Source organism: Paenibacillus sp. IHBB 10380 (assembly GCF_000949425.1).
Taxonomy (GTDB): Bacteria; Bacillota; Bacilli; order Paenibacillales; family Paenibacillaceae; genus Paenibacillus_AQ.
On the sequence record NZ_CP010976.1, the window covers coordinates 2,034,859 to 2,061,683 of the forward strand.

At 39.9% G+C, this 26,825-nt stretch carries 24 protein-coding genes and 5 pseudogenes; 10 read left to right on the forward strand and 19 right to left on the reverse strand.

The features are described from left to right. Positions 1-182: 182 nt before the first annotated feature. Together UB51_RS08770 and UB51_RS08775 are read right to left on the reverse strand one after the other, a co-directional pair. The gene (locus UB51_RS08770; RefSeq protein ID WP_044876978.1) at positions 183-605 is read right to left on the reverse strand and encodes an SRPBCC family protein; all 423 of its coding nucleotides are present in this window, start codon (positions 603-605) and stop codon (positions 183-185) included. After that, on the reverse strand, positions 602-928 hold the full coding sequence (locus tag UB51_RS08775) for an ArsR/SmtB family transcription factor (RefSeq protein ID WP_044876979.1): 327 nt from the start codon (positions 926-928) through the stop codon (positions 602-604). The genes UB51_RS08770 and UB51_RS08775 overlap by 4 nt, the downstream gene beginning before the upstream one ends. Before the next feature lie 865 nt (positions 929-1,793). Here UB51_RS08775 and UB51_RS28905 point away from each other — a divergent pair. From UB51_RS28905 to UB51_RS08785, 3 genes and pseudogenes are all read left to right on the forward strand, one after another. Further along, positions 1,794-2,231 (forward strand): helix-turn-helix transcriptional regulator, encoded by a 438-nt coding sequence (locus UB51_RS28905; protein WP_267884737.1) that lies wholly within the window; start codon positions 1,794-1,796, stop codon positions 2,229-2,231. A 15-nt stretch (positions 2,232-2,246) separates the two neighbouring features. Further along, positions 2,247-2,489, forward strand: a pseudogene (locus UB51_RS28910) (helix-turn-helix transcriptional regulator); the annotation flags it as partial. Further along, positions 2,449-2,826 (forward strand): DJ-1/PfpI family protein, encoded by a 378-nt coding sequence (locus tag UB51_RS08785; RefSeq protein ID WP_234405582.1) that lies wholly within the window; start codon positions 2,449-2,451, stop codon positions 2,824-2,826. The pseudogene UB51_RS28910 and the gene UB51_RS08785, both read left to right, overlap by 41 nt. 85 nt (positions 2,827-2,911) lie before the next feature. Here UB51_RS08785 and UB51_RS08790 read toward each other — a convergent pair whose 3' ends face one another. The 3 genes from UB51_RS08790 to glyA form a co-directional block, all read right to left on the reverse strand. Next, on the reverse strand, positions 2,912-4,108 hold the full coding sequence (locus UB51_RS08790; protein WP_044876980.1) for a macrolide family glycosyltransferase: 1,197 nt from the start codon (positions 4,106-4,108) through the stop codon (positions 2,912-2,914). A 165-nt stretch (positions 4,109-4,273) separates the two neighbouring features. After that, a complete protein-coding gene (locus UB51_RS08795; RefSeq protein WP_044876981.1) occupies positions 4,274-5,776 on the reverse strand; it encodes a thiol-activated cytolysin family protein in 1,503 nt (500 codons plus the stop codon). A 194-nt stretch (positions 5,777-5,970) separates the two neighbouring features. Then, entirely contained in the window at positions 5,971-7,215 is a 1,245-nt protein-coding gene (gene glyA / locus UB51_RS08800; protein ID WP_044876982.1) for a serine hydroxymethyltransferase, read from the reverse strand. A 181-nt stretch (positions 7,216-7,396) separates the two neighbouring features. On the opposite strand from glyA, the gene pdxR (UB51_RS08805) reads away from it, so the two are divergent. After that, positions 7,397-8,827, forward strand: coding sequence for a MocR-like pyridoxine biosynthesis transcription factor PdxR (pdxR, locus tag UB51_RS08805; protein WP_044876983.1), 1,431 nt, complete (start codon positions 7,397-7,399; stop codon positions 8,825-8,827). 192 nt (positions 8,828-9,019) lie between these two features. Here the strand turns inward: pdxR (UB51_RS08805) and pdxS are convergent, their stop codons facing one another. The 3 genes and pseudogenes from pdxS to UB51_RS08820 all read right to left on the reverse strand — a co-directional run bounded on the left by pdxS (position 9,020) and on the right by UB51_RS08820 (position 11,908). After that, positions 9,020-9,901, reverse strand: a complete 882-nt coding sequence (pdxS, locus tag UB51_RS08810) for a pyridoxal 5'-phosphate synthase lyase subunit PdxS (RefSeq protein ID WP_044876984.1) — start codon at positions 9,899-9,901, stop codon at positions 9,020-9,022. 11 nt (positions 9,902-9,912) lie between these two features. Further along, a pseudogene (locus tag UB51_RS29415) lies at positions 9,913-11,143 on the reverse strand (benzoate/H(+) symporter BenE family transporter). A gap of 21 nt (positions 11,144-11,164) precedes the next feature. Continuing rightward, positions 11,165-11,908 (reverse strand): YggS family pyridoxal phosphate-dependent enzyme, encoded by a 744-nt coding sequence (locus UB51_RS08820; RefSeq protein ID WP_044876985.1) that lies wholly within the window; start codon positions 11,906-11,908, stop codon positions 11,165-11,167. 495 nt (positions 11,909-12,403) lie between these two features. Between UB51_RS08820 and pdxR (UB51_RS08825) the strand changes: the two genes are divergently transcribed. Beyond that, positions 12,404-13,831, forward strand: coding sequence for a MocR-like pyridoxine biosynthesis transcription factor PdxR (gene pdxR, locus UB51_RS08825; protein ID WP_044876986.1), 1,428 nt, complete (start codon positions 12,404-12,406; stop codon positions 13,829-13,831). 341 nt (positions 13,832-14,172) lie between these two features. On the opposite strand, the gene UB51_RS08830 is transcribed toward pdxR (UB51_RS08825), so the two are convergent. The 9 genes and pseudogenes from UB51_RS08830 to UB51_RS08855 all read right to left on the reverse strand — a co-directional run bounded on the left by UB51_RS08830 (position 14,173) and on the right by UB51_RS08855 (position 20,384). After that, positions 14,173-14,895 carry an SDR family NAD(P)-dependent oxidoreductase gene (locus UB51_RS08830; RefSeq protein ID WP_044876987.1) on the reverse strand — a complete coding sequence of 241 codons (723 nt, stop codon included), beginning with the start codon at positions 14,893-14,895 and terminating at the stop codon, positions 14,173-14,175. A gap of 275 nt (positions 14,896-15,170) precedes the next feature. Further along, positions 15,171-15,340 (reverse strand): annotated as a pseudogene (locus tag UB51_RS29660) (IS256 family transposase); the annotation flags it as partial. 17 nt (positions 15,341-15,357) lie between these two features. Continuing rightward, positions 15,358-16,215, reverse strand: coding sequence for an alpha/beta fold hydrolase (locus UB51_RS08835; RefSeq protein ID WP_044876988.1), 858 nt, complete (start codon positions 16,213-16,215; stop codon positions 15,358-15,360). 20 nt (positions 16,216-16,235) lie between these two features. Further along, on the reverse strand, positions 16,236-16,592 hold the full coding sequence (locus UB51_RS08840; protein ID WP_199924997.1) for a DUF4180 domain-containing protein: 357 nt from the start codon (positions 16,590-16,592) through the stop codon (positions 16,236-16,238). Continuing rightward, complete coding sequence (locus UB51_RS08845; protein WP_044876989.1) at positions 16,579-17,085, reverse strand: helix-turn-helix domain-containing protein; 507 nt, start codon at positions 17,083-17,085, stop codon at positions 16,579-16,581. Before UB51_RS08845 ends, UB51_RS08840 begins: the two co-directional genes overlap by 14 nt. Before the next feature lie 419 nt (positions 17,086-17,504). Next, positions 17,505-17,785 (reverse strand): annotated as a pseudogene (locus tag UB51_RS27020) (GNAT family N-acetyltransferase); the annotation flags it as partial. Between the two features lie 90 nt (positions 17,786-17,875). Beyond that, positions 17,876-18,109 (reverse strand): annotated as a pseudogene (locus UB51_RS28925) (amino acid permease); the annotation flags it as partial. Between the two features lie 228 nt (positions 18,110-18,337). After that, the gene (locus UB51_RS08850) at positions 18,338-19,735 is read right to left on the reverse strand and encodes a sensor histidine kinase (RefSeq protein ID WP_044876990.1); all 1,398 of its coding nucleotides are present in this window, start codon (positions 19,733-19,735) and stop codon (positions 18,338-18,340) included. A gap of 1 nt (position 19,736) precedes the next feature. Next, on the reverse strand, positions 19,737-20,384 hold the full coding sequence (locus tag UB51_RS08855) for a response regulator transcription factor (protein ID WP_044876991.1): 648 nt from the start codon (positions 20,382-20,384) through the stop codon (positions 19,737-19,739). Between the two features lie 251 nt (positions 20,385-20,635). Between UB51_RS08855 and UB51_RS08860 the strand changes: the two genes are divergently transcribed. From UB51_RS08860 to UB51_RS08870, 3 genes are all read left to right on the forward strand, one after another. Further along, positions 20,636-21,457, forward strand: coding sequence for a hypothetical protein (locus UB51_RS08860; protein ID WP_044876992.1), 822 nt, complete (start codon positions 20,636-20,638; stop codon positions 21,455-21,457). Positions 21,458-21,859: 402 nt separating this feature from the next. After that, the gene (locus UB51_RS08865; RefSeq protein ID WP_044876993.1) at positions 21,860-22,765 is read left to right on the forward strand and encodes a phosphotransferase; all 906 of its coding nucleotides are present in this window, start codon (positions 21,860-21,862) and stop codon (positions 22,763-22,765) included. A 172-nt stretch (positions 22,766-22,937) separates the two neighbouring features. Beyond that, positions 22,938-23,192 carry a hypothetical protein gene (locus UB51_RS08870; protein WP_044876994.1) on the forward strand — a complete coding sequence of 85 codons (255 nt, stop codon included), beginning with the start codon at positions 22,938-22,940 and terminating at the stop codon, positions 23,190-23,192. A 19-nt stretch (positions 23,193-23,211) separates the two neighbouring features. Here UB51_RS08870 and UB51_RS08875 read toward each other — a convergent pair whose 3' ends face one another. Continuing rightward, positions 23,212-24,183, reverse strand: coding sequence for a LacI family DNA-binding transcriptional regulator (locus tag UB51_RS08875; protein WP_044876995.1), 972 nt, complete (start codon positions 24,181-24,183; stop codon positions 23,212-23,214). A gap of 156 nt (positions 24,184-24,339) precedes the next feature. On the opposite strand from UB51_RS08875, the gene UB51_RS08880 reads away from it, so the two are divergent. Beyond that, positions 24,340-25,530 carry an MFS transporter gene (locus UB51_RS08880; protein WP_044876996.1) on the forward strand — a complete coding sequence of 397 codons (1,191 nt, stop codon included), beginning with the start codon at positions 24,340-24,342 and terminating at the stop codon, positions 25,528-25,530. 22 nt (positions 25,531-25,552) lie between these two features. Continuing rightward, complete coding sequence (locus UB51_RS08885) at positions 25,553-26,344, forward strand: Cof-type HAD-IIB family hydrolase (protein ID WP_044876997.1); 792 nt, start codon at positions 25,553-25,555, stop codon at positions 26,342-26,344. A 63-nt stretch (positions 26,345-26,407) separates the two neighbouring features. Here the strand turns inward: UB51_RS08885 and UB51_RS29665 are convergent, their stop codons facing one another. Then, positions 26,408-26,497, reverse strand: a complete 90-nt coding sequence (locus UB51_RS29665) for an IS3 family transposase (RefSeq protein WP_445322372.1) — start codon at positions 26,495-26,497, stop codon at positions 26,408-26,410. Positions 26,498-26,825: the final 328 nt, after the last annotated feature.

Here is a 26,825-nt window from a genome sequence, read left to right on the forward strand (position 1 = left end):
CTGCCACGTTTGCTAAATTATAATTATTACAAAATTTGTTATTTGACTCATCCTTTATTCCATTAAAAATGACGCTTTCCGTGTTCCAGAAAAGCGCCCGATTGTAGAAGAATGGTTTATTTGTATCAAACGATTAATATTATTAAGGTCCTGAAAAGCAGGCATCCTAGAGGATGAAGAAATCATTTTAACAGTTCTGTTAACACTTTTTCGAGCTGACTACCCATGTTCGTCCAAGCATATTTAGCTCCCTCGATGGCTCCCTCGCGGGCTTTTGTTTCTTCACTAAATCCAGTTTGATCGAGATGTAGATGGGTAGTTCCATCTGAACCTTTTTTCAAAGTCCATGTAACAGTAGTGCTTTCTCCCGCACTTGCCCAAGTGTAAGATAATGTATGAGGCTCGTCCACTTCGAGTACCTCGCTATCTACAATTCCGTCCCACCATTCATTTGGCTCAGCTCGGAATTGAAATTTATGTCCTACGATTGGTTTAAAGTCATTTTTCCATATCCATTTCGCAAGAGTATCCGAATCCGTTAAAGCGTTCCACACCTGCTCGATTGAACTTGTAAATTGAAAATCTAATGATACATCTGGTTTCATTTTTTTTCCTCCAATAAAAGATTTAATTTCACCATTCTTTCTTTCCAGAATCCTTCGTAAAAAGATACCCAATCTTTAATTTCTTGGAGCGGAGTGGCATTCAACCGATACCTCGTTTCTCTACCAACCTTTCGAGCAATTACGAGATTAGCATCTTTAAGGATAGCCAAATGCTTAGAAACTGCTGTACGCCCCATTTGAAAATGAACCGTTATCTCATGTAGGGGTAATTCTTCAACATCTGACAACATTCGAAGTAGTTTTCGCCTTGTTGGATCAGCAACAGCGTCGTAAACATCCCTCACTTGATTTTTTTCGTTCAAAATCCCCCCAACCTTTTCATTAATATTTCCTGCAATGTCACCGGTTATACTTCATAATAATCTAATAGGACACCATTTGTTGTCATATTGATTATAGGACACCAAATGGTGACATGTCAAACTCCTATTTCACTCCATTATCTGGCACTTTCGATAAATACTTGACCATTGTTTACTTATATTTTTTCTCATGGCATCTCAACAATTCGTAATATTTTCGTTCCTGGTATATTCTAAGACTGGTTTTTCGGCTCAATTCCAAAATAAGTGCTTGCATTAAGCAATGAAGCCGCTACGTAGATGGATCGTTCTTACGATCGCTGTTGTCCCCAAATTTTTTATGAATCAACTTTTAAAGTGGATGAAATTCGGGGACAGTTTATGCTTCCGATGCGAGCTTTCCTGTGGAAAGCTTGCGGGCAAACGCTTCGCTTCTTCAGATCGATTCCATCCCCTCCGCTACTTTGCTCTTTATGTCAAGAACTGATTATAAGATTGAGTCAAAGTTCCTTATGTTTTTTGCGAGATGATATCCAAACCGATTGTAGGCTCATCAAGGAATACGAATCAGTTCCATCTTCATTCGTTGTCCAAATGAGAGCCGTCTCACCTGCATATGCATACAATCTTAAATATTCATTAACTCAACTAACTCTGTCAGTTTTTTTATAATCCTTCATGTCGATGTCATACAAATATTTGATCAGCAAGAAAGATTCACTCGCGAGAAGATTCCACCATAGCTGATTTTTCTGGCCCATAATAAAGGAAGTCAATAATTACATCAAAAATATACTTAGCGCATCAGTGTGGTGTCCAAGTGGGGAAAAGGACGCTGTGATATAATACTTCACAAAATATAGCAATGCTTGTGGAAGGTGATTTTTTGAAGATTGATAGGTTGATAAGTATGATTAGTGTATTAACAAATAAAGAACGAGTTACTATACAAGAATTAGCGGATAAATTTGAAGTATCTAAGCGTACAATATTTCGTGACTTAGATACATTAAACATGGCTGGAATTCCAATTGTTTCTTTTCCTGGGATTGGAGGCGGAGTTTCAGTATCAGAGGGATATAAGTTAAATAGAAGTATTTTATCAGAAGAGGATATTAAAAACCTATATGTCGGATTACATGGATTGAGAAGCATTGGAAATGAAGGCTCAATCCAGTATTTAATAAACAAAATTTTGCCAAAAGATGAAAGTTTGATAATTGCTGAAAGTGATATCATTGCTGAAAGTGATATCATCATTGATCTTTCATCATGGTTTGAAGAAAGTGAAATGCAAAAATAGGTAAAAAAATTACATACCGCAATTTTGAATAGGCAGTGCATTGAACTGGACTATATTACGATGCACGTTCAATCCAAGAGAATTGTTGAGCCCCATAAACTTGTTTTCAAGCAGACATATTGGTATCTATATGCTTTTTGTCTAGAGAAAAATGATTTTCGCTTATTTAAATTATCCCGAATATGTTCCTATGAGGTATTGGATAGCACATTTTCATATGCTTATCTTAGTGGGTGGAACTTCATGGCTGAAAAGTGAGAATGATGATGTGAAGCAAGTAGTTGATTTGTGTGTGGAACAAGGAATTCCGGTTGCGGCGATATGTGATGCGAGTACGTTTTTGGCGGATAACGGATATTTAGATGATATCGAGCACACAGGCAATTCACTCCCCTATTTAGAGGAATATGCGCCTGGCTATAAAGGCTCGAAGCACTTTATTGAAAAGCAAGTGGTTTCGAAAGAAAGATTCATTACGGCTAACGGAACATCCGCGGTTGAGTTTGCTAAAGAAATTCTTTCATATTTGCAGGTCATGCCTGAAGACCAACTAGAAGAGTGGTATCACATGTTTAAAGTCGGCTTTTATAAATAAAGGTCGATAGTTACTAGTAAGTAAAAAAATGCTCATGATTGATTCGTGTATACACTAGGGAATCAATCATGAGTTATGGTGTGGACTAATGTTGGCTTACAAATTCAAAAATCTCATCAACAGCCTGTACATACCCAACTGATTTGCGTAAGGATTGTTGCATATTTTCTGCAGCTTTCTTGTAAGAATAGACACTTAACACATGATCTGCGGCTTCGCGCAGTTGCTGCGCAGTCAAGCCTTGCATATGTAATGTAATGCCCGCTCCGATATTGGTGACTTGTCCCGCAATGATCGGCTGATCCGCGCTTTGGGGGATTACAATGAGCGGTATCCCGTAATAGAGACCTTCATGGGCACTATTCATTCCACCATGTGTAATAAATAATTTAGCGTATTGCAATACATCTGTTTGCGGAACATAGTTTTTTACGATGAAGTTTTTAGGAATTTCCCCTAAATCAGAAATTCGGGTTTTATTCCCTATGGACATGACGATCGTATGATCCGTGTTAGCAAATGCCTCAAAACACAGCTTATAGAAATCGATTGTATGGTTAAAAACTGTACCGAGTGATATGTAAATTGGGCTTTTCTCCTTGAATGCAGTAAAATCGAAGTTCTCTTGAGTTAATCGTGAAGAGATGGATGGACCTACAAACTTATACGTTTGGTCGAATACTTCTTCCTCAGGTAGGAACTCCCTTGTTGTATACACGATGGTAAGTGTTGCAGGATTACAAAACACTTCGTAAGGAGAATGGATCTCCACATGATAGGTTTCCCTCACCTTTTCCGTTAGGCTTAGAAATGTATCGTTGATAGGTTTAACGATTTCTGCTGGGACTTCTACATGAAATTGTTCCAACATGCTATCGAATGAAGCTTTTGTCTGGGCAAAAGAAGTACAGGAGTTGATTGCAGGCAGCTTCAGCATTTGAGCAAGTAAACGTCCACAACCAAACATGGAATCATGAATGATATAATCAAAATGCTCTCCTTCGATCTGTTCAAGCACGCTTGGTATCACGATATCTGCCGTAAGTAATAGACCGTTGATTCTTTCGAGTACATAATTTCGTCCACCTGAAATAAAGGCTTTAATAAATTTTTGATCGTCAAATGTTCGTACTGTAGCTCCCGTCTTTTCAATTCGCTCCCGAAAAGCTTCTATACAAAAGTATACGACCTCTTCTCCACGCGAAATAAGCTCTTGCACAACTCCAATCGTGGGATTGATATGTCCCTCTGAGCCGCCATTTATAAATAAAACACGCGCCATTTCCATCACTCCTTAGGGTTACGGTTGACATACATTGTGCCAGAGTAAGCCTACTCCCATCCGGCATAATTCTTCACTATCGATGTAATTAGTGCAAATCCTATGTATGAAAGGAAGTAAAAAAATCTCCCCAAATGAATGGGGAGATTTTAATTTCAGAAATGATTAGTAAGTAATGGAGGTATACGGATATAACGTTGTACCCCAAATCGATACTTTGATATTGTTAGTTAACGGTACATTCGTTTCATCAATAATATTTCTCCACCATTCCCAAGCAAGACCTGTGCATTCTCTTGCAAAGATTTTGATGTTCTTGGCATTAGGCGGAATTGGAATCTCTGTCGAGAAATGCGCTGTTTTATCACGCCAGTTTCCTTCCCAACCTTTACGAGTCACGATCTCTTGTCCATTTTCATCAAAAGTGAATTCATCCCAAGATACTTCGAACTGAGCTACATATGCACCACTATGATCAAGGGTTATTTTACCCTTCGTGTATTCTGTCATTTTCGTCTCGATGTATTCTGTATTGTTGTGAACCGCAGCAATGGAATTGTCCTTCAAGAAGACACTAGTATAGGAAATCGGGTAACCAGGGTTTTTGCTGCTAAATTGTGCATTGTCTTTGATTACATTTTGGATGACATTGAAGTCTTTAGAGACGACCTGGTTATGTGTTTGTGCGTCGCCGCCTAATACAACCGCAGTAAACGAACTGTTTTCATAAATATCTTTGTACTGACCGCTCGTTTGTACACTAGGGTTATTGAGCAATAATTTAAATGCCGTTTGTACGTCATTGCTCTTGGAGGTCGTCTCCAATTTAACGTAAATGGTTCGGCCGTAAGCTACGTTAGATACCATCAGCGGCGGAGTCTCATTGCTTACCCCTTTGCGGACTAACTCAGCAAAAGTCACACTGTCATCGAACAAGTCCGATGGATTGTTAGGCAGCCCCGCACTTACGGTATAAAAGATTTGCTTATAAGCAGCAACCATCACTTTTTTCTCGCCGCTTGCGACCGCGTTAAAGTCGATTCCAAGCGTACCGTTAAGCACTTGAGCATTCACATTCAGTGCACTTGAAATTTGATTTTTGCTGTAAACCATAGATTCAGCGTACTGTATTCTTGCTGGCAGCGTATGCGTGCTGGAATACTTCTCGCCCCAAGTCGACACGAGCTGATCAACGGCACTAGAAACACTGCTGTAAGTTGGATTCTGAACGGTAATTGTATTTTCGTTCTTCAGCCCAGGCAGATCAATGCTAATGTCTAACGGTTTTCTTGCAGCCATAACCAGACTAGGCTGATTATCCGCAAAATCCTGATTTGCAAGCTGTATGGCGCCTGGATAAGTACGATTCGTGATCGAATCAATGATTGAAATATCTACGGGTGACGTTGTGAGTGATTTTTTGTCCCGTTCAACCACGATAAATTTACCATTGGACTGAATGCCTTCTTTTGGAACAAAACTACTGATTTGATCCCCTTTTACGGCCAAAACTTCATTGCGATTATAAGTTAGGCCTGCGATCCCAGCGTCAATATCATTGGGTTCGTTTGTTGCAGCAAAGGAAATACTCGAAAAAGCGAACATATGTAAACTAACTAATAGACTTACGAGTACTTTTGTTCCTTTCATATGTTTTGATTTCTTCATATAGACCCCTCCTTTTATATAAATTATATCGGTATTTTGGTATAAAATTATTATATTTATATGACAAAGAGCTCCGTATTTTATAACACAAGATATTTATAGCATATTCCCCGATGGCTTTACCCTAATTGAAATTACACGCATAGGTCATCGATCATCACTCCTGTAATGAAACGAATTTACGTGCTATCAAACTATTGAAGTCCTTCATATAAAGGAAATTGAGACGTAATCTCACGTACACTTCCCAATATTTGATCTTTAACCGTCGGACTCTTGGGATTTTTAAAGGCAAGTCCAATAAGCTGGGCAATTTCTTTCATTTCCTTGCGTCCTAATCCTCTTGATGTCATAGCAGGGGTCCCGAAGCGAATGCCACTCGTTACTAACGGGCTTGCCGTATCATGAGGAATTGCGTTTTTATTAGCCGTAATCCCCACTTCATCGAGTAATGTTTCAGCTTCTTTGCCCGTGAGTCCAATCGTACGCAAATCAACCAAAACAATATGATTATCTGTTCCTCCCGATACAACGGTTAACCCTTCATTCATTAGTGTTTCTGCTAATACGTTAGCATTTTCAATAGTTTTTTCCATATACGTTTTGAAATCCGGTTGCAATGCTTCGCCTAGCGCAACCGCTTTTGCCGCGATGACATGCATAAGCGGGCCGCCTTGTGACCCGGGGAATATCGCTTTATCAATGGCTTGCGCCCATGGTTTACGGCACATGATGACACCGCCTCTTGGTCCTCGCAACGTTTTATGCGTTGTCGTCGTAACAAAGTGTGCGTGCGGCACCGGGTTAGGGTGCAAACCTGCCGCGACAATTCCCGCAATATGTGCCATATCCACAAAGAAAAGGGCCCCAACTTCGGCCGCAATTTGGGCGAACAACTCAAATTCGATCGTTCGTGGATAGGCGCTGGCGCCAGCAACGATCATGCGCGGATGATGCTTATGAGCGAGTTTTCGCACTTGGTCAAAGTCAATTCGCCCCGTTTGTTCATCGACACCATAAGGAACAAAATTGTAAAATCTTCCGGAAAAATTCACCGGACTCCCGTGTGTAAGATGGCCACCATGGGATAGATTCATGCCCAAAATCGTGTCACCAGGCTTGACTGAAGCAAAATAAACCGCCATATTCGCCTGTGCGCCGGAGTGAGGCTGCACATTGGCATGTTCAGTACCAAAAAGCTCTTTGACACGGTCAATGGCAAGTTCCTCGATCATATCGACATACTCACATCCGCCATAATATCTTCTTCCCGGATACCCCTCAGCGTATTTGTTGGTCAGTACCGTACCAGTGGCTTCTATGACAGCCCGGCTCACAAAATTCTCCGATGCAATCAGTTCTATTTTATCTCGCTGCCGTGCAAGTTCTTGCTGAATAGCGTTGGCCACTGCTTTGTCTTGTTGTTCTAAATATTTCATGAAAATCTTCCTTTCTGTCAGCATATTTCGTTATCGAATTCTAAATGTTTGTCTAATTCTGTCGTGTTGCAAAAGCAACTATTGTCATGATAGTATATCAATCAATGGAGTGTTATTAAATATCCATATTTCAGATTTTAGAGAAATCCATAATCCGAACAGAACTACTTGAGGTGAATGAATGTTAAAAGTAAACCGAGATGACGAGCGTCCCATCTGGCAGCAACTTCTGGACCAAGCGATCCATAATATTACAACCGGAAAATGGCCACCAGGCGAATTGCTGCTCCCATCCCGCGAACTCGCTCTATTGATTGGCGTTTCCCGTTCAACCATACAGATTGTTTACGAGGAGTTATTCAGCCGCGGGTACACCGTAACCTCTCGTCGCGGCGGGACAAGAGTTAGCGAATGGACAATTGCGACTCGTCCTTCAGAGGATGCTGCGACACAAGGACCCGTCCCCCCCGAATTGCCTTTATTAAACGCTGCAATCGGCCATTTACACAGTTGGTTCGGAGACAAAGAAAATCGAAAAGTAGAGATCGATTTCAGTCCCCATGAGCCTTATTTAGACGAACATTTTCAAAAGAATTGGAGGCAATCATTTTTACAGGCCTCCACAGAAACAGACCTGGACAGTTGGGCTTACGGCGACGCCTATGGATTCCTGCCGCTACGAGAACAGATTCAACGTTATTTGTCACTTGAACGGGGCGTTCATGTGAGTATCGATCAAATCATATTAACCTCAGGCGCACAACATAGCATCGATTTGATCGCACAAGCCCTTTTACATGAAGGAGAAACGGTTTCGGTTGAAGATCCCGGCTTCCCTGCTGCCTGGATGGCGATGAAGTATCGACGTATGCAAGTTGTCTCCGTTCCGGTCGACGAGTACGGGCTATGCGTAGACCGCATTCACCCTGGCTCCAAACTGGTCTATGTTACGCCATCGCACCAGTGTGCGGTTGGAGTTATTATGTCGGAGCCTCGTAAGCAACAATTGTTACACATGGCTGCCGGGCAGCGGTTTTGGATTGTTGAGGATGATTACGACAGTGAATTTCGATATCGCGGTGACCCACTTCCAACCTTGTTCAGTCAGCGACCTCAGAACACGTTGTATATGATGAGTTTTTCCAAAATGGTTGCTCCTGGTATTCGGATATCGGCAATCGTTGGTCCCAAAGAGGCCATTCGTCAGCTTGCTCAAGTCCATGAATTAACCTATCGTCATCTTCCGATTATGGAGCAATTAACGCTTACTCATTTTATCGAACATGGTTATTTCATGCGCCATATGAGACGAGTTCGAAATGTATATCGGCGCAGACACGAAGCCATGACGAAGGCTATCATCACGACAGGTCTGAGTGAGCACTTCACATTAAGCGGCGTTGAAACGGGGTTGCATATGCTTCTTGAAGCTGATAAATCATTTGACGAAGAAGCCGTGACGAACCTAGCACTCGAAAAAGGAATCCGTGTTTATCCGCTTAGCACGTATTGTTTGGAAAGCGATCGAAAAGGATGGGTACTGGGTTTTGCTAAAGTAGATGAAGCAGCCATTGAAGAAGGCATTTATCGTCTGGCGGAGATGCTTTTATAATTCAAGCATCCCCGCCAGAGTTTGGTCTTTATTGCAGCTTAAATCGTGCTGCCATCCAGTTCACTCAGCACATGACCTAGTATGTCGACCGCTTGATCTATTTCATCGTCAGCGTGCATATTCAGGCAAAACGCACATCCATTCCGTTGTGAAGCTCTACCTCCCCGTATATCGTTATAATCTTCAATCCTGTTACTGACAGCGTTCCTGCATCCGTTCATGCTCCCGCAGACCGGATATTTCAATTCCTTTCATCGGAGTCCCCAAATTTTTAGATACGCTCGCTATTAACGCATAATCTTCGTAGTGTGTAGTGGCTTCAACAATCGCACGCGCAAATTTCTCAGGGCTGTCCGACTTAAAAATGCCCGATCCTACAAAGACGCCGTCTGCGCCCAAATGCATCATTAGAGCTGCATCGGCTGGCGTAGCCACCCCGCCTGCGGCAAAGTTGACCACCGGCAGCTTACCGGATTCACGAACTTTCAGCAGCAGATCATACGATACGCCATGCAGCTTCGCTTCGTGATACAATTCGTCCTTAGACAGGCCTTGTACTTTGCGAATCTGACCGTTGATCAAGCGTAAGTGACGTACCGCTTCCACAATGTTGCCTGTCCCCGGTTCGCCCTTCGTACGAAGCATGGCGGCACCTTCTTGAATGCGGCGAAGCGCTTCACCAAGGTCTTTTGCACCACAGACGAAAGGAATCGTGAATTCGCTTTTGTTAATATGGAAAACCTCGTCTGCAGGCGTTAACACTTCGCTTTCGTCGATATAATCTACACCTAACGATTCGAGTACTTTGGCTTCCACATAATGGCCGATGCGGGCTTTTGCCATCACCGGTATCGATACAACCTGCATCACCTCTTCCACAATGGTCGGGTCAGCCATACGGGCTACACCGCCAGCTGCACGAATATCGGAAGGCACACGCTCCAGTGCCATAACGGCCGTTGCTCCGGCTGCTTCCGCGACCTTGGCTTGCTCGGCATTCATCACGTCCATGATGACACCGCCTTTTTGCATTTCCGCCATCCCTCTTTTGACCCGCTCTGTACCTGTATTCATTTTCACGCCTCCTATTGTTTTTGTTCGGCTTGTTGTACTCCACTCGGCCTGTATTGCTTTTTATGAAATTTCCCATGAATCAATAGATGTGCTGCCAAACCCGCCAGAAGTCCCCAAAATGCGCCACCGACGCCAAGCAAGGTCACATTCGCGGCTGTTGCTAAAAAAGTAATCAATGCGATCTCACGTCCCTTGGGATCCGTTAAAGCGTTGGCAAGACTACCGCCAATTGTGCCAAGCAATGCCAATCCCGCTAACGTTGCGATAAAGGTAGCAGGAAGAATCAAAAACAGAGCAGCCAACGTCACGCCAAAAATGCCGACAACAATATAGAAAATGCCACAGGCAATGCCTGCAATATAACGTTTTGTCGAATCCTCATGCGCGTCTTTCCCTGTGCAAATCGCTGCTGTAATGGCTGCTACATTAAAAGCGTGTGAGCCGAATGGTGCTGTAAGGAGCGAACCCAAACCCGTTATGGTCAAAATCGGATTCGCGCTCGTCTTGAACCCGTCATTCCGCAATACGAGCATTCCAGGCATGTATTGTCCCGTCAAAGTAATAATAAACAGCGGCAATGCAACACCCAATATAGCAATGTAACGAAAACTCCGGAACGACAAATACCGGTGATGCAATCGCCAATTGGATCGTACTGAAATCCGCTTTCCCCATACAAATCAAATAAATCAGTCCGATGACCAGTATGCCAACAATCGCATAGCGGGATGTAAACCGTCTTAGCACGATATAAGCGGCAAACAGTACAACGACAAGCAATGGGTCAACTTTTGCTCCTCCAAAGGCTGAAATGCCAAACTGCAGTAAAATGCCTGCTAGCAACCCGGAGGCGATGCCTGAAGGAATAAGCCGGACGAAACGTTCAAACATACCCGATAATCCTAAAACAATAAATCCTATAGCAGAGATAATGTAAGCACCAATTGCTTCTGGATAAGGGGTTACCGCTAATGCCGAAACGAGAAAAGCCACGCCTGGTGTTGACCAAGCCGTAATAATCGGTTCCCGGTATCGATAACTTAGCCATATCCCGGTTACACCCACACCAATGGAGATCGACCAAATCCATGAAGCGGTCATTTCGGGGCTTAAACCCGCGACTTTTGCTGCCTGAAACACGAGAATAAAAGTGCCCCCGTAGTTGACAATGACAGATATTAAAGCGGCTATGGTCGGCGATATCAAATCGCGGCCACGCAGCGAAGTGGATGTTGTGTTCATAAGAATTCTCCTGCCTCTCTCCTAATCGTCCTGGCGCGCGTTTTCGTTCCAGTAATAGCTGTCCGGCAAGTAACGTTGGCCGAATACGCTCGTCCCTACGCGGATGATGGTAGCTCCTTCTTCGATGGCCACCTTGAAATCACCGGACATGCCCATCGAGAGGATATCCATTTCTACACGCGGAAACTTTTTCTCCCTAATCTGTGTTTGAATAGATTTTAATAATCGGAAGCAGTGCCGGGTCTCGTCGTTTGTAGCATTCAGTTTTCCAATCGTCATTAAGCCTTTCACGTTTAACGTTTCGAACTTGGACAATTGTTCCACCAACTCCAGCGTCGTTTCCGGAGGAGTACCAAATTTACTTTCTTCGTAGGACGTGTTGATTTGTACCAGAATATCCATGGTCTTGTTCTCTTTGACGAGCTGATGGTGCAGGACCTGCCCCAATTTCAAGCGGTCCACAGAATGAATGAGCGTAACATATTTGACAACGTCCTTCACTTTATTCGTTTGCAGATGTCCGATAAAATGCCATTCCACCTGATTATACTGCTGCATAAGTGGAAATTTGTCCCGAAGTTCTTGCGCTTTGTTTTCCCCAAATAGAGTCTCACCCGCTTGTATAGCCATTTGCAATTTTTCAAGCGGTACTGTTTTGGTCGCCAACAACAATTGCACGTCCTCTATCTTGCGCCCCGAGGCTTGGCAAGCCAATTCCATCTGCTGCCTCACGGTTTTGAGATTCTCTTCAACTAGATGGCCCATGTCTCCTACCCTCTTTCTGCTCCACGATAAGTCCATAATTACATCCTGTACGCTGACCATAGTTAAGTCCTATTGTCATTCGCTTCTTCAAGTTGAAATCTCATAGTGGCTCCCTTTATCCCTTTCTCCGTCACATTGTTAAATTAGTCAAAGGAGATTTCCCGTACGCGCTTGATTTCCGGTATCGCGTATAAGGAGTCCATCACGTTCTTGGATGCCTTTTTATCGATTTTAAACATCATGACCACCCACTTATGGGATCCGATACCAAAACTTTAAACATCGTCCTTTCCTCCTTCTCTATGTGAAGACTGTACGGCAGTTGAATTGTGGGTTTGTATTTAGTGATGGATTCAGCCTGTATAACATTGCATGGTTGAAGAGCACTATGCTAGTATATCAATTGATGGATTGGTTATATATATCCAAAAACGATGTATTTGAACAATCCAAAAAAGCGCTAATTTCATTTCACATATAAAAGGGGAAATCTAATTGATGAAAATAAATCGCGCCGGCAAAAGGCCTATCTGGCAGCAATTGCTCGATCAGGCCATCGATCATATTACAAATGGCGTTTGGCAGCCAGGTGAACTCCTGACGCCTTCTCGGGAGCTCGCTCAGCAGTTAGGAGTGTCCCGTTCCACCGTGCAAATTGTGTATGAAGAACTGCTAACCCGTGGTTATACGGTGACATCACGCCGCGGTGGAACGCGTGTCAATGGTTGGATTCAGTTCACTGATAAACGGAAAGAAGATGCTCCCCCTCTTGTTCCGCCACAGCTCCCTGAACTGCCTCTACTAGTTGATCTGTCGCAGCAGTGGTTTAGAAGTAAGGATAACTGGGAATCGGTCATCGATTTTAGTCCCTATCAACCTTATATGGATACGCAGTTTCTAAAAACGTGGCGCAAATCGTATTTGAATGCCTCTTCGGAATTAAAGGTATCCTCTTGGTCATACGGTGATGCTTATGGTTTCGAGCCTTTACGGAGGCAGATCCAACGTTATTTATCGCTAGAGCGTGGAATTCATGTTCAAACGAATCAAATCTTGTTGACATCCGGAGCCCAGCATAGTATTGATCTCATCGCACAAGCGCTTTTGACCAAAGGAGACATCGTGACGGTCGAAGATCCCGGCTATCCCGTCGCTTGGATGACGATGAAGTATCGACAAATGAGGATTGCTCCAGTTCCTGTTGATGAGTACGGCCTTGTCGTAGAGAAAGTACCGTCTGAAGCGAAACTCATTTTCGTTACCCCCGCTCACCAATGCGCCGTAGGTGTGATGTTATCGGAACCACGCAGGCAACAGCTTTTGCATAAAGCGGCCCAGCAAAATGCATGGATTGTCGAAGATGATTACGACAGCGAATTTCGATACCGCGGAGATCCGATGCCTACTTTATTTAGCCAACTTCCACAAAATTGTCTCTATTTAATGAGTTTCTCTAAATTGACTGCGCCAGGCATTCGCGTATCCGCTGTTATTGGACCTGCCGAAGCGATTGCCCAACTGGCTCGCGTTCAAGCGTTCACCTATCGTCATCTTCCCGTCATGGAGCAAGTGACATTGGCACACTTCATCGAGCACGGGTATTTTATGCGCCATATGCGACGAGCCAGAAATATCTACCGACGGCGCCACGAACTCACGCAAAAAGCGATTGTGGCAAGTGGTCTCGGCAACAAGTTTACGTTGCGAGGGATTGAAACCGGCTTGCACTTGCTACTGGAAGCAGATGAATCGTTTGATGAGGATACGATGACCCTTCGGGCGCTTCAAGGCGGAGTTCGTGTGCATCAACTCCATTCCTATTGTTTGGAGAGTAAACGCAAAGGGTGGGTATTGGGTTTTGCTAAGGTGGACGAGGGACTAATTGAGGAAGGTATGTACCGACTTGCTGAAACGGTCTTATAGAATGTATGGGGATCCATTCATCAAGGCCATGCCGTAATAAATTTCGTTTCCTTGCTCAAAAGTCAATAATAGAGCCACCGTCTCTGCTATCAGGACTCGTGGCTCTTGGCTATTTGTTCGACTTGATTTTATTATAAGGAGATTCTGATCTGATGGAATTGAAACAATAGGAGTATTTCGCTGTTATATTATTCGTCAAGTATATGAACAATAATGACTCCTCATTGAAAATAAAATTATATATGGGGTTTACTTCATCAAAATTCGCAACAGGTACATGTCCAATGTTGTAGTGATTAATTTTTTTATATACCGAAAAACTCTATTCATATACTATACAATCATGCATTTAAGTCTGTTATGGCAGGAATATGTATTTCTTTTACACATGAAACAGGAGATAGATTAATAACGCATTGGACAATGGATACAATGTCTTGTACAGGAATACGTGTACCTTGATACAACATAATTGACTTTTCTGCACCTTCTTCATAAGGTACATCAGCAGCAAGCTCTCCTGGATTAATACACGTTACAGAGATCAAATCTTTTCTCACATGCTCGCGTAATGCATGTGTAATACCACGTAAGCCAAATTTAGATGTGACAAACGAAACTTGTTCATTATTCGTATGATCTAAACCTGCTGTTGAGCCAATTAAAATAATTTTTCCGTTTTTCGACTGTCTTAAATTAGGTAAAAGCGCCTGAATATAAGTGATAGTGGAAGTTAAATTAATATTAATTAAGTTCGAAATATCTCCAACTTCATCTTTATCAAACGTATAGTCATCTTCAAAACCACGCTTTTCCCATACTCCGACATTATAAATTAATACATCAATAGCAATGTCTTTTAAAGTTTCTTTTAGAGAAGGAATTTGTTGCTGACTAGATAAATCAATTGTGAGCCATTTACGATTTACGCCATCATTAATATCTAAACTACTTGGTCGTGTGCGTGACACCATCCATACTGTATCTCCCTTGGTGGGTAAGCCTTTTACAAATGCATCGCCTAGCCCATGGCTTGCTCCAAATATTATAAAGTTTTTACTCATCCTATCACCCCTTCAAAATATCTATACTTCTTAATTATAATTATTATAAAAACAAAAAACAACTAAAGTGATTACTGAAATGTTGGTTTAAAACAAATTTTGATTATTATAGATTACGAATAATTAAAAGTAGCCTCTTATTCAAGTTCAAGTCTTATTTGAATTAAGAGTTTTATCAATCTTTTTTTAAAAGCTACATTGAATTCTTAAAATAATTAATAGTAGATCTTTATTTTTTTGCACTTTTTCCTAAAATAACTTCTGCTATTTTTTCAGCTCCGCATGTCGTGCTTCTGATAGCCCAAATGAGCATCCATTTTACCTTCTAGCATCTCTTGCAACGTCTCTGCAAACAACTCTTCCAATGCATTTCATCCTGTGCAGATACCAATTTGTTCTCTTTAATGAACTCTCGGAGCTGCTGTTTTGTCCATAAAAAATTCAATTTTTAGATATATTTTTTTACAATTTAATTTCCTTTAAATTTATAAATTTAATTATATCCTTTGATATATTATTAATACTATGACCAGCATCCTTAATATAATTTATGTTAACATCAACAAATAATTTCTCTGCTCTCTCTTTTGTTTCTAATGACTTTAACATTATATCTTTTTTACCTATAAATATTGATATAGGCATTTGAAGTTTTTTTAATTCCTGATCATTGAATATTGGTATTGTTTCACTTCTGTAATTGAAATTTTTCACTATCAATCTTTGATATCTTAAAATTGTATCTGGCATTGGCTTATTCCCATTTATTTTATAATATAATTTATCCTTTCCCTTTTCACCTAAAATCATATGTAGTAAATATTTAAATACAAATGACTTTTTCTGTCCTCCTATTCCTGAGGGTGATATTAACACCAATTTTTCTACCATTTCAGGATAGTCAATTGCAAATTTTAAAGCTATCCATCCTCCTAATGAGATTCCTATAATATTTGCCCTTCTTATATCCAAAGACTCAAATATATCTAATAGCCACTCCGAATGAAAATCTCCTTCTAATAGTAACCTATTTGCCTCACTTTTCCCTGGTTCTCCTAATATATCTATTGCAAACACTCTATATTCTTTTGAATATTCTTCTATATCCTTGAGCCACATAATAGAACTCATTCCGCTTCCATGTAGTAATATAATAGGCGGTCCTGTTTTCGCCCCTGCTTCTATTACAAATGTTTTCCCATATCTTGTATCTACATAATAATGTTTATTATTATGTGAATACTTTTTTAGCATTTCATCATAATATTTTAAAACATCATTTTTCCCTGATTCAGATTTATAAATATCTTTTGTACTCATTATTTATAACCTCCCTTCTACTAACGTAATAGCCACTTTTCTGCATCTTCTACACTATAAAAAACTCTAAAATTATCTCCTTTATTTATTTCTAACACCAATTCCTTAAATCTATCACTAATTGTTCTTTCTTTTTCAATAATAAAAACTACTTTAATGTTATAAATAATAAATTTTTGTAAAGCCATTCCTAATAGCTTTGTTTTTAAATCATAAAAATCCTCTGAAAGAGTATTTCCATCAATAATTAATGAATATATCTTATTCCCAAAGCATGCTGATATAATATCCAAGATATCCTGTTCTGAACATATTTTTATTTCATCACACATAATATAACTTTTATCATTTTTAGTAATAAGTCTATATTTCACCATTATCCTCTCCTCCATTTTCTTTTTTAGTAAGTATTGAAATTATATCTAATATTTCTTTTGTTAGTTCTAAACTTGCCCATAGCATAATTTTTAATCTATTCTCATTCTGACTATACTTCATATTTATGGTATAACCATATATTTTTTCATCCTTACAATTCATTATTGCTAATAACATATTTGAAATTCTTGAATATTCGTCTTTGCTTATTTCTTCTAAATCTATAACACTTGATACTTTTATTTCACTAGTTTTTTCTTTTTTAATATATCTATTTGAAAACTCTATTTCTTCATCGCTACTAAAAACTTCATTCTCCATAATAGATTTTTTATCTCTTGTAAATATATCTAAATCAATTTGTGATATCCTCCACTGTTTACCTACTTTATTAGCTTTAAGTTTTCCTTCTTTTATAAACTTTCTTACTGTTTTATGATGTATATCTAAAATTTCTGCAACTTGATCTATTGTATAAAATCTATTTTCCATTTAACTTTCCTCTTTTCTTGGTTGTATTCTAATTTTACATTCAAATTATATGTTGTCAATCATTTTGTTGTACTTTGTTGCTATTTGTTGGACTTTATTGTATTTTATTTCGTGATTATGAGCTTTATTACGCTTTACTTATGTCTTATATAAGGCTTAACTATAATAAAAAAACAACTGACACAAGTTCAGTTGTCCTTTAGTTACAATGGTTCCACACATTAATGAAGATGAACAAGTTTAACTACAAAAGACCGTGCATTTATTGACGGTCTTTTGTACGCATAATGAATATGAAAAAAATTATTGAACTAACCTAGTGTAAACTCTGCCCTTCATTCCACGCTCTGTAACGGTAAGTTTTCATGTATGCTACTTACAATTCAAAATAGGCAGGAATAATCAAATCAATCCGATATTAGTGTTCCTTCAAACGTAAAGTTTAGCTTTTGTAAAAGTTTTATTGAATTCACGTTTTCGGGTTCAACTTTTGCTTCGATTCGATTCATCTTTAAAAGTGAGAATGCGTAATCTAACAAAGAATAGATAGCTTCTGAAGCATATCCTCTTCCCCAAAATGATTTAGCAATGTCATATCCGATTTCTGCTTTTTAATTTTCAAAATCCAAGGAATTATAACCACAAGAACCTATGATTTCATTTTAATTATGGAGAAACGAATAGCTTTGCTGTCTTGAGAGGTAAATTTTAAGGCCATCCCTCGCAGAATGGCCTTGTGTCTATCCAGCTATGATTTAAAGTGGGTTCGTTTGCGATAAAGCGATCAGCCTCATGTATTGATCATGCTGTTATCTTGATTGCCTTTTCCCTTATTGTTTCTAATCGAATGCAGTATGAATAATAAAATAAACCATAACGGGGTAAACAATAGAGCCGGACGTGTTTCTTCGGCGAACAGCATAATGATGAGAATGAAGATAAACAACGTTAAGACCGCATAATTAATAGCCGGCGTGAACGGTGCTTTGAATTTGGATTTAGCCTGTAAGTCCGGCCGGGTTTTCTCCTCCTTTGGCTATTGGTGATTCATTCATCATGGCACAAAGGTTTTAAATTAAGTTTTGAAACAAAAAAATGAAAAGACGCCCCATCCGACAAGAAGTAGCTTCCTTTCATATTCCGCCAATCTAAGTATCCCTGCTTTCGATCTATAACTTATTTCATCTTAAAGTATGATTTAAGGCAAGTGCAACCTCTTCCTAAAGTAAGGTTCTTAGCATCTTTTAAGTTATCATTCTTGAAAAATTACCTTTACAATTGTTTTCTCATTAGGTTTTGATGAAAAAGATAACTCTGCATGATGCTTCTTAGCAATCTGCTCACATAATGCGAGTCCCAATCCATTTCCCCCTTCTTTTCTACTTCTTGCCGTATCTACTCTATAAAATGCTTCTGTCACCTGAAGGAGCTGCTTCTCTGTCATTCCCTTTCCGTTATCTTCTATTTCAATAATTTTTTTCTCATTTTCAAAATAAGCCCTCATCGTAATTTTACCTTTTGTGCTACATGCCTTTATTGCATTGTCTACTAAGTTCACAACCATACTTTCTATTAAATCTTTATTTCCTTGTATTTCTTTCAACTCATTGTAATATACTAATTCTATTCCTTTTTCTTTGAGCTTAATATTTTCGGTTTGATGAACTTTTTTAAACAACTGTTCTATATCCATTGATACCATTTCTATTTCTTTTTCTTCTCGTATTATTACCAGTTCCAATAAACTTTCCGAAATATTTTTTAACCTTGTACTCTCTGATAAAATATAATTGGTTGCAGCATACTTATCTTCCTCACTTAAATGCGTCTTCTGCATATATTCAGCATATCCATAGATTGCAGTTAATGGCGTTCTTAATTCATGTGCCAAATCATCTATTAATCTCTGCTTTTCTCTCGCATGGTTCTCAAGCTCTTCCATCTGATATTGAATTTTATCCGCCATCGTATTAAAACTTTGTACAACCTCTGCGATTTCTTCGCCACCCCTAATCTCTAGCTTTTCTTTGTATTCCCCGTTGGCAATCTTATTTGAAATACTTGAAATTCTTTCTAGTGGTTCAAAAAGATACTCTAATAAAATAAATAAGCATATACTTAAAACTCCTGAAAATATTATACTTGCAATAAATAAAGAGTTATTCCTCTTTTCCCACTCATTTACTATATCTGTTATGTCTGCATAATAGACTAATGCATATTGACTATACTGCTCTGGTAAGTTCCCAGATATTTGTATGTATTTCCTTCCATTTAGTGTCGCAACATGTATCTCCGTTATATCTTTTTCTACATTCATTTCTTTATCACTTAAAGTTGCTTCTATAGGTAAACTGGAATATATACTCACTTTATCTTTATAAATCTGTAAATAAATTTTTTGAACTTCATAATGCATTTTATACGAATCATAAGAACGAGCAATAGCATCATCTATTTCATAACCTCTATTTTTCATAGCCATTATGTCTTTAGTCATACTATTCACTAAAAAATAATGCTCTCTTAGATAGCTCCCCTTAATGCCTGAAAGGTTATGTTTTGTATTACTAATACAAAACAACATAATCCCAACATTAATAAACAATAGAAATAATACCAAAGTCCATATGTAGGTTTTATTTTTCATACTACACCTCTAACCGATAACCTAGTTTATACACGGTTACAATTCTTTTCTCCAACCCCAACTTTTTTCTAAGCTTCTGAATATGAACATCTACCGTTCTTGTTTCTCCTATGTATTCATATCCCCATACTAACTCTAAAAGCTTCTCTCGTGATAAAGCAATGTTTCTATTTCTTATGAGTACCTCTAATAGCTCAAATTCCTTAGGTGTATATTCAACTACTGTCTCCTTCAAAAAAAGCCTTCTACTATGAAATTCAACCCTAACATTATCTATTACAAATGTATCTTCATCCTTCTTGGTTCGTCTTAATATAGCTTCTACTCTTGCAAAAAGTTCTAACATTTCAAAGGGTTTTGTCAGATAATCATCTGCTCCCATGACAAGCCCCTTTACCCGATCCTCTACGCTTCTTTTAGCCGTTAAAAGAATAGTAGGAGTACCTTTTACTTGTTCCAATACCTCAAACCCATCCATTTCAGGTAACATAATGTCTAATACAATTAAATCAAAACTTTTATTTTTTATCATTTCTACGGCTGTCTCACCATCCATAGCCAAATAGCAGGTATGCCCTACCAACTTTAAGTTTCTCCTTATTAATTCATTAATTGCCTCTTCATCTTCTACTATTAGAATATCTGCCATGCTTTTCACCCCATCATATTAACTAATTATATTAAATAACTAATATCCTTTTACACTTGAAATCTGTACTTATATATACTATTCTATTTCAAAATGTATAAATAATTTAACTTATTATCTCACATTAAAATCTAAATATTAGTATTATTCATTTATTTTACAACTCTATAACAACTTTATAATAGTACCCATATATTTTCCTGTTATTTTTATATTGTCAGTAAATAAGAAATTACAAGGAGGACAATACAATGTCTCGAAAATCATTACTTCCAAGAAGTCTTGCAAAAAACGGTTTCAAAGGTATTAAAGTTATTACTTTTATAGGTGTCGCTTCTCTGATGCTCACACAAGTCATCGTAGCTAGCGAACTAAAAACGGTTACCAAAGTTCCTACTACTTACAATGTCTCTGAACTTTCATACTTAGTGGATAGACAAGTTCCTACTGGCTATGTAAAAGCTAATTATGAGGCTATCTATTCCCCTAATACTCAAAGTAAAACACCTAGTTCTAAAGATTTATCTTTAGAAGAGGCTGCTGAAATAGCTGCCCAAGAAATATTTAAATTTCATGGCGAAAAACTAGATAATCAAACACTTCAAATGACCTATCACCAGTTCCCACAAGCTAGTAGACCTTTTTCTATGTGGCAGGCTAGTGTAGCCATTACACCCTCCTATCTCCTTTCAGTTGACATAGATGGAAGTACAGGTGAACTAAGTTGGATCAGAACCACTGGTGGTCCTACTATAGACAACGAGTTTGATATTGATGCACCTTCAACCAGAAAATTGAGTAAAGAACGACTCGATACTGGTGCTAAACAATTTGCTGAACAATTTACTCTTGATGAGTCGTATGCAAAAGTTCAAGATTTCATCACCAAAACAGGCTATATAGCTGAACCTATTAAATCCATAACATATCAGTGGATCTCTGCTGATGCATTCGCAGTAATTTCACATACCTTTGAAGTCACAACAGCTTCTAATAAAATCCATCTTTTCTCACTCTCTGAAGATCTTACTCAACTGAAAGACTATCACCTTTTAGGAACGTACGGAAACTGAATAATTTTGCAACTATGAATTCATGAATATTTTTCTTGATATGAAGCCCCTGTAGATATGGATGTTACGCCAGAAAAGCTGTATACCTTTTAGGTATACAGCTTTTCTATTTTGTAGCACTTATTTATGATACGGTTCACCGCGTTGTCTGTAACGGCAAGTTTTTAGAAAAGGCCATCCTTTGCGGGATGGCCTTCACTTTACAGAATATCTTTTGCTTTGAACATATCGAAACCTGTAACTGCAGGTTGGAAGACACCGATTTTTCGCAAAAAAAAGAGTCCCGAAATTTTTCAAGACCTTATTCAACATCATATCAAACGGAGAATTATAAGTCTATATTTTTTTGACCACATATGTAAAAATATATTCGTTAGAAGATGTATGGGAGGGAATGAAAATATGATTCCAACATGCTTTTCAGCTTATTGCACGATGATACCCTTATTGAATGAGGTTACTGAATGGTCACTTTTAAGGAAATGGGCTCTTTCAGAAGTTTACAGAGTAAAGTTGAAAACAGGTGAATCACGCATTATTAAATGGGGCGGAAGTGAGATGGCGTGGGAAGCTGAAATTTACCAAAAGTTAGTGCATCCACTGGAAATCAAAGCTCCGCACATCTTTGAATTTATTCAACTGAAGGACAGCGGAGTAATGATCATAGAGGATGCCGGAAAAAGAAATTTGGAACAACAACCGGAACCTGAGTATTTTCTTGAGGCTTCGAGGGAATTAGCAAGACTTAGAGTGAGAGCAACAGCCAACTTAAGGGTGATCCCAAGAAAGACCATTGAAGTATATTCAGTTTCAACGGACGAATTTCTTCAGCTGTTGGATGATTTATTGAAATCGAAAAAGTTAGAAAAAAACAGAGTGTTATTAAAAGTCAAGAGAGTGTTACCTCGTCATTTAGAAAAACTATATCAAATGGTCCCTACTTCACTAGTTCATCATGATTATCATGCAAAAAACCTTTTGATCCAAGACAATGGCATTATGCCGATTGATTGGTCCATTGCTTATTTAAGTCCCCATCTTGGTGACTTATATTGCTTGATTACGGAAGCACAGGCCTGGAGCAATTTATCAAGAGAAGATATGATTTCACCATTCCTTGATGTAACTGATTTTCATATTGATCATCTGAACTGGCAAGTGCGAATCGGCGGTTTATGTTGGCTGATAAAAACATTACGTTGGCTTGTATATGGTGGCACAGAAATAATCCCGGGATCAGAAGCTTGGATACCCGATCTGCTAAATGATGTAGAAAATCTATATCAGGAATTGATTAATGATGTCTAACTCTCTTATGTGTTACTAAAGTATTTGGCAAAAAAGCCTCTAGCACTACTGCCATATTCCTCGCTGGTCAAATAGCGAATTAAAAGCATTCACAGACATATATCATTATAGTGACTCAGTACCAAGACCCCTTTTTCGAGGGGTCATTTTCATTTTCAGGAGGGATGTAAGAATGAGAATCATCAAGACACAGCAGGACATTGACGTTCTGCGCCGCGCCAGAGCACTTCCGGCGGCACTCCTCGATCAGATCGAGGACTACTTCCTGCAACTAAGGGACGAGCTGGAGGACGAAGTTGGGAGCGAGTTTTGCTTGGAAAGGCACGAGTACATCGTCGTTCTCGAAGCGGGAGTAACATTCATGGAGTTCGAACAACCACAAAGAAGCCATTCTCTAAAGAGAATGGCTTCTTTGTGGTGTGGGTAGGAGTGAACTTCGCGCTCATTCAGGACAACGCACTCGCTTCTGTTCGAGCTCTGAAGTTGAGTTGATGTCGAATCTGAATTCGGGCATATTCATCGCTTAGTAATAGCGAGACGGCTTGCTCGCCAATTGCAGTCTGATGATAATCCACACTTGGGAAACCTAATATTTCACTTATTGGCGTATTCTCCTCGCCAATAATCTCGAAATCTTGCGGGTAACTGTAGCCATGCGTTTGGGCGGAAGCTATAATTCCTGCAGCGACTTCATCGCCATTCGTAAAAATCGCATCCGGGACGATCGATTTTCGAAACATGAGGTCGCCAACTCTTTTCCCATCTTGATAGTCGAAGCACTGGTCGAAGAACTGACTTTCATACGCTTCGGTGATGGTTTCTTGATACGCCTGAATACGTAATCGCGTGCTAGGACTCGATTGAAAATCTCTTCCCGATGTGAAATGTATACGCTTATAGCCTTTGTTCTTCAAATAAGTGAAGACTTCGATATACGCTGCAAATCGATCTGGGAACACAGACGGGACAAACTCGACGGGACAAGCCTCGCAGCATACGATTTTTCCCCACTCGGACAAGGCTAAGATCTGCTCAGGATGAAGTGTATGCGAAGTGAGTACGATTCCATCGATCATTTTCTTTTTCAATAACGTAAGATAGCTACTCTCTATGACGTTCTCATAATACGAAGGCAGCAAGAGAACTTGATAATGCAACTCATGCGCTTTCTTCAGAATGCCGTTAATGAGTTCATCATAACAAGAGTTATTGTTATATGGCACAATGACACCAATGGTATTTGTCTTTCCTTTACTTAACTTCACCGCGTTGCCATTCACCGAATAATTCAATTCCTTCATAACCGCCATAACCTTTTCTTGCTTGTCCTTGGCGACATAAGGATACTCATTGAGAACGCGGGATACGGTTGCAATCGAAACACCTGCCATTCTAGCGACATCTTTGATATTCGCCATAAGGATCCCCCTTTTTTTCTACATATTCGGAATCATTGTAACATGCCGATTTCTTTTTTAGAAATATGGTTTTGAATGCTTGACTTGAAACGCATTTCATTCTTTACAATGAAAACATCAGCAGGATGATCCCTATTTCTAGAAGGAGGTTAAGGCATGAGAACCTTTGCGATCGCTTCGTATTCATTGTATTTTCTAGCAGGACTTGTCATTACAACGATCGGTTCTGTGATGCCGCAATTGCTCGCTCACTATGAGCAATCTTATACGATTGGTGGGCAGATGGTATTCGTGAGTGCAGTCGGCTTTATTGTGGGCGTGCCAATTTCGGCATGGCTCATGAAAGTGTTGATGAAGGAAAAATACGTACTCGCGCTCTCTGCGATCGTCGTTGCGATTGCGCAGTTCAGTGTATGGTCACTTCCGCCGTTCGGCTGGGTTGTGGCATTAAATTTCTTGAATAGTGTCGGTGTAGCAGCAATCGAGTGCGTTGTTGCGACATTGATGATGGAAGTATTCGTGGGCCGTCGAGCTGTGGTGATGAGTTATCTAGAGGTCTCGTTCGGGATCGGTGCGCTCTGTATGCCGCTCATCGCTAGTGTATTGATTGCGAATCAGGTTTGGCGGTATTCCTTCCTCGTGACGGCATGTCTTGGAATCATTATGGCGGTCATATGGTGCTTCATATCTTTTACCAAGGAGGAAACGGAAGGCGCGGAATCTTTGGATGCCGGCATTGCACCGCCGCCGATCTTCAAGACCAAGCAGATGAAGCGGTACATTCTCTTCGCATTCGTCTTTTTGATTTTCATGTACAGCGGGATTGAGGGGAGTCTGAATCATTTCATGTCCTCCATCTTCCTGAATCATTTAGAGGTTACCCCTTACTACGCCTCGTTGAGTATTGGCTTGTTCTGGACAGCGATGGTGATTGGCAGGGCTGCTACAGGTTGGATTATTCGAAAAGTAAATTATGCGAGTTATTTGCGCTGGAGTATGTTCGGCACGCTCGTGGTGATCGTCATGTTTGCGTTATGGAGGGATGCTGTCGTCGGCTTTATCCTGGTCATCATGATGGGGTTAACGATGTCTGGTGTGTATTCGATCACGATGGTGTATGCGAATCATACGTTTCCCGGCATGACGCGTCTCGTGACCAGTCTGGTTACAGCTTTTGCCGGGTTCGGAGGCGCGGTCTTCCCTGCACTGATTGGATATTCGATGGACCATTCAGGCACGGTGTCTGCGCTGTGGTATATCGCTGGCTTTGCGGCGATCTATTTGATCATACTGCTGCTAGGTATCGGCAGATTCTACCGTAATCAAGCGGACGTGACCTTAAATTAATGAATAAGAGGAGGACTTGAACATGGATGTACAAATCATTGCCGTAGACATGGATGGCACGTTTCTGAATGACCGCAAGGACTATAATCGAGATCGCTTTCTGGATCAGTATGCGCAGATGAAAAGAAAAGGCATTCGGTTTGTTGTGGCTAGCGGGAATCAATATTACCAGCTGCGGTCGTTTTTTCCTGAAATTGAGCATGAAATTGCTTTTGTTGCGGAGAATGGCGCTTATATTATAGACGGGAAAGAGGAAGTGTTCACAGGTCGAATGTCTGATGAGGCGATTGCGAAGACGCTGGAGCTTCTGAAACACTATCCTTCCTCGAACATTGCATTATGCGGCAAACAAGGTGCTTACATGCGGCATGATGAATCAGATGACTATTATAACTATTCGAAACAATACTACCATCGATTAAAGAGAGTAGAGAATCTAACGTCTATTAAGGATCAATTGTTTAAATTTTCCATTCGTTTTCCACTTGAAGATCTGGATCAAGCACTTGTGAACTTGAACCTTGAGTTAGGTGAGGAAGTTACGGCCGTATCGTGCGGTCATGGGGATGTGGATATTATTGTGACGGGCATTCACAAGGCGCATGGAATTCAGCTTCTTCAGCAAAGATGGCAGATTGCGGACGATAAGACGGCGGCTTTTGGAGATAGTGGCAATGATGTCGAAATGCTAAGGCATGTACATTATAGCTATGCGATGGAAAATGCGAGTGAACTCGTGAAGAGGACGGCAAAATATCAGATCGGTTCGAATAATGCCGAAGCTGTGCTGGATGCGATAGACCTGCTATTATGATAAATAAAAGAAGCCATTCTGATGATGGTCAAGACCCCATTTAGTGGACACTGAAAAAAGACCCTAAGCTGCAAGCTGGTGTCGGTACTCAACCGGCGTCAGCTTCTTTAATTTCCTTTGTGGTCTCTTAAGATAATTATAATTTGAATATATGTCTCAATTCTCCTTTGTGCTTCCTCTAATGTTCGGATATTATAAGGATAAAGTCCTTCCGTTTCAAGTTAGAACATCTCCAAGAGAAAGGGCTGACGCTTCCGTTCACACAAATTCTCCAATCCTCACAATAGGATTGATATTTCTGAGTAAATTCGCATACCCTTTCAGGTGTTCCAAAACTACCGACTCCTCTGTTTCCTTCTTATCTGACACTTAGCTAAAGGTGAAATCCTGCGAATTCATGAGCCTGAATGAGAAAACTAAATCATATTGAGGGAGTTCAACGCCCTTGTACCGTTCTTCATCTATTGGAACTGAGTCGATT

What these genes read in the sequence shown, in the direction of transcription:
- UB51_RS08795 (WP_044876981.1), bottom strand. Translation starts at nt 5,776, where the DNA reads ATGAAGAAATCAAAACATATGAAAGGAACAAAAGTACTCGTAAGTCTA.
- UB51_RS08860 (WP_044876992.1), top strand. Translation starts at nt 20,636, where the DNA reads ATGTCTCGAAAATCATTACTTCCAAGAAGTCTTGCAAAAAACGGTTTC.
- glyA (WP_044876982.1), bottom strand. Translation starts at nt 7,215, where the DNA reads ATGAAATATTTAGAACAACAAGACAAAGCAGTGGCCAACGCTATTCAG.
- UB51_RS08870 (WP_044876994.1), top strand. Translation starts at nt 22,938, where the DNA reads ATGAGAATCATCAAGACACAGCAGGACATTGACGTTCTGCGCCGCGCC.
- UB51_RS08770 (WP_044876978.1), bottom strand. Translation starts at nt 605, where the DNA reads ATGAAACCAGATGTATCATTAGATTTTCAATTTACAAGTTCAATCGAG.
- UB51_RS08835 (WP_044876988.1), bottom strand. Translation starts at nt 16,215, where the DNA reads ATGAGTACAAAAGATATTTATAAATCTGAATCAGGGAAAAATGATGTT.
- UB51_RS08845 (WP_044876989.1), bottom strand. Translation starts at nt 17,085, where the DNA reads ATGGAAAATAGATTTTATACAATAGATCAAGTTGCAGAAATTTTAGAT.
- UB51_RS08880 (WP_044876996.1), top strand. Translation starts at nt 24,340, where the DNA reads ATGAGAACCTTTGCGATCGCTTCGTATTCATTGTATTTTCTAGCAGGA.
- UB51_RS08820 (WP_044876985.1), bottom strand. Translation starts at nt 11,908, where the DNA reads ATGGGCCATCTAGTTGAAGAGAATCTCAAAACCGTGAGGCAGCAGATG.
- UB51_RS08865 (WP_044876993.1), top strand. Translation starts at nt 21,860, where the DNA reads ATGATTCCAACATGCTTTTCAGCTTATTGCACGATGATACCCTTATTG.
- UB51_RS08840 (WP_199924997.1), bottom strand. Translation starts at nt 16,592, where the DNA reads ATGGTGAAATATAGACTTATTACTAAAAATGATAAAAGTTATATTATG.
- UB51_RS08785 (WP_234405582.1), top strand. Translation starts at nt 2,449, where the DNA reads ATGCTTATCTTAGTGGGTGGAACTTCATGGCTGAAAAGTGAGAATGAT.
- UB51_RS08830 (WP_044876987.1), bottom strand. Translation starts at nt 14,895, where the DNA reads ATGAGTAAAAACTTTATAATATTTGGAGCAAGCCATGGGCTAGGCGAT.
- UB51_RS08885 (WP_044876997.1), top strand. Translation starts at nt 25,553, where the DNA reads ATGGATGTACAAATCATTGCCGTAGACATGGATGGCACGTTTCTGAAT.
- UB51_RS08790 (WP_044876980.1), bottom strand. Translation starts at nt 4,108, where the DNA reads ATGGCGCGTGTTTTATTTATAAATGGCGGCTCAGAGGGACATATCAAT.
- pdxR (WP_044876983.1), top strand. Translation starts at nt 7,397, where the DNA reads ATGTTAAAAGTAAACCGAGATGACGAGCGTCCCATCTGGCAGCAACTT.
- UB51_RS28905 (WP_267884737.1), top strand. Translation starts at nt 1,794, where the DNA reads ATGCTTGTGGAAGGTGATTTTTTGAAGATTGATAGGTTGATAAGTATG.
- UB51_RS08850 (WP_044876990.1), bottom strand. Translation starts at nt 19,735, where the DNA reads ATGAAAAATAAAACCTACATATGGACTTTGGTATTATTTCTATTGTTT.
- UB51_RS08875 (WP_044876995.1), bottom strand. Translation starts at nt 24,183, where the DNA reads ATGGCGAATATCAAAGATGTCGCTAGAATGGCAGGTGTTTCGATTGCA.
- UB51_RS08855 (WP_044876991.1), bottom strand. Translation starts at nt 20,384, where the DNA reads ATGGCAGATATTCTAATAGTAGAAGATGAAGAGGCAATTAATGAATTA.
- pdxS (WP_044876984.1), bottom strand. Translation starts at nt 9,901, where the DNA reads ATGAATACAGGTACAGAGCGGGTCAAAAGAGGGATGGCGGAAATGCAA.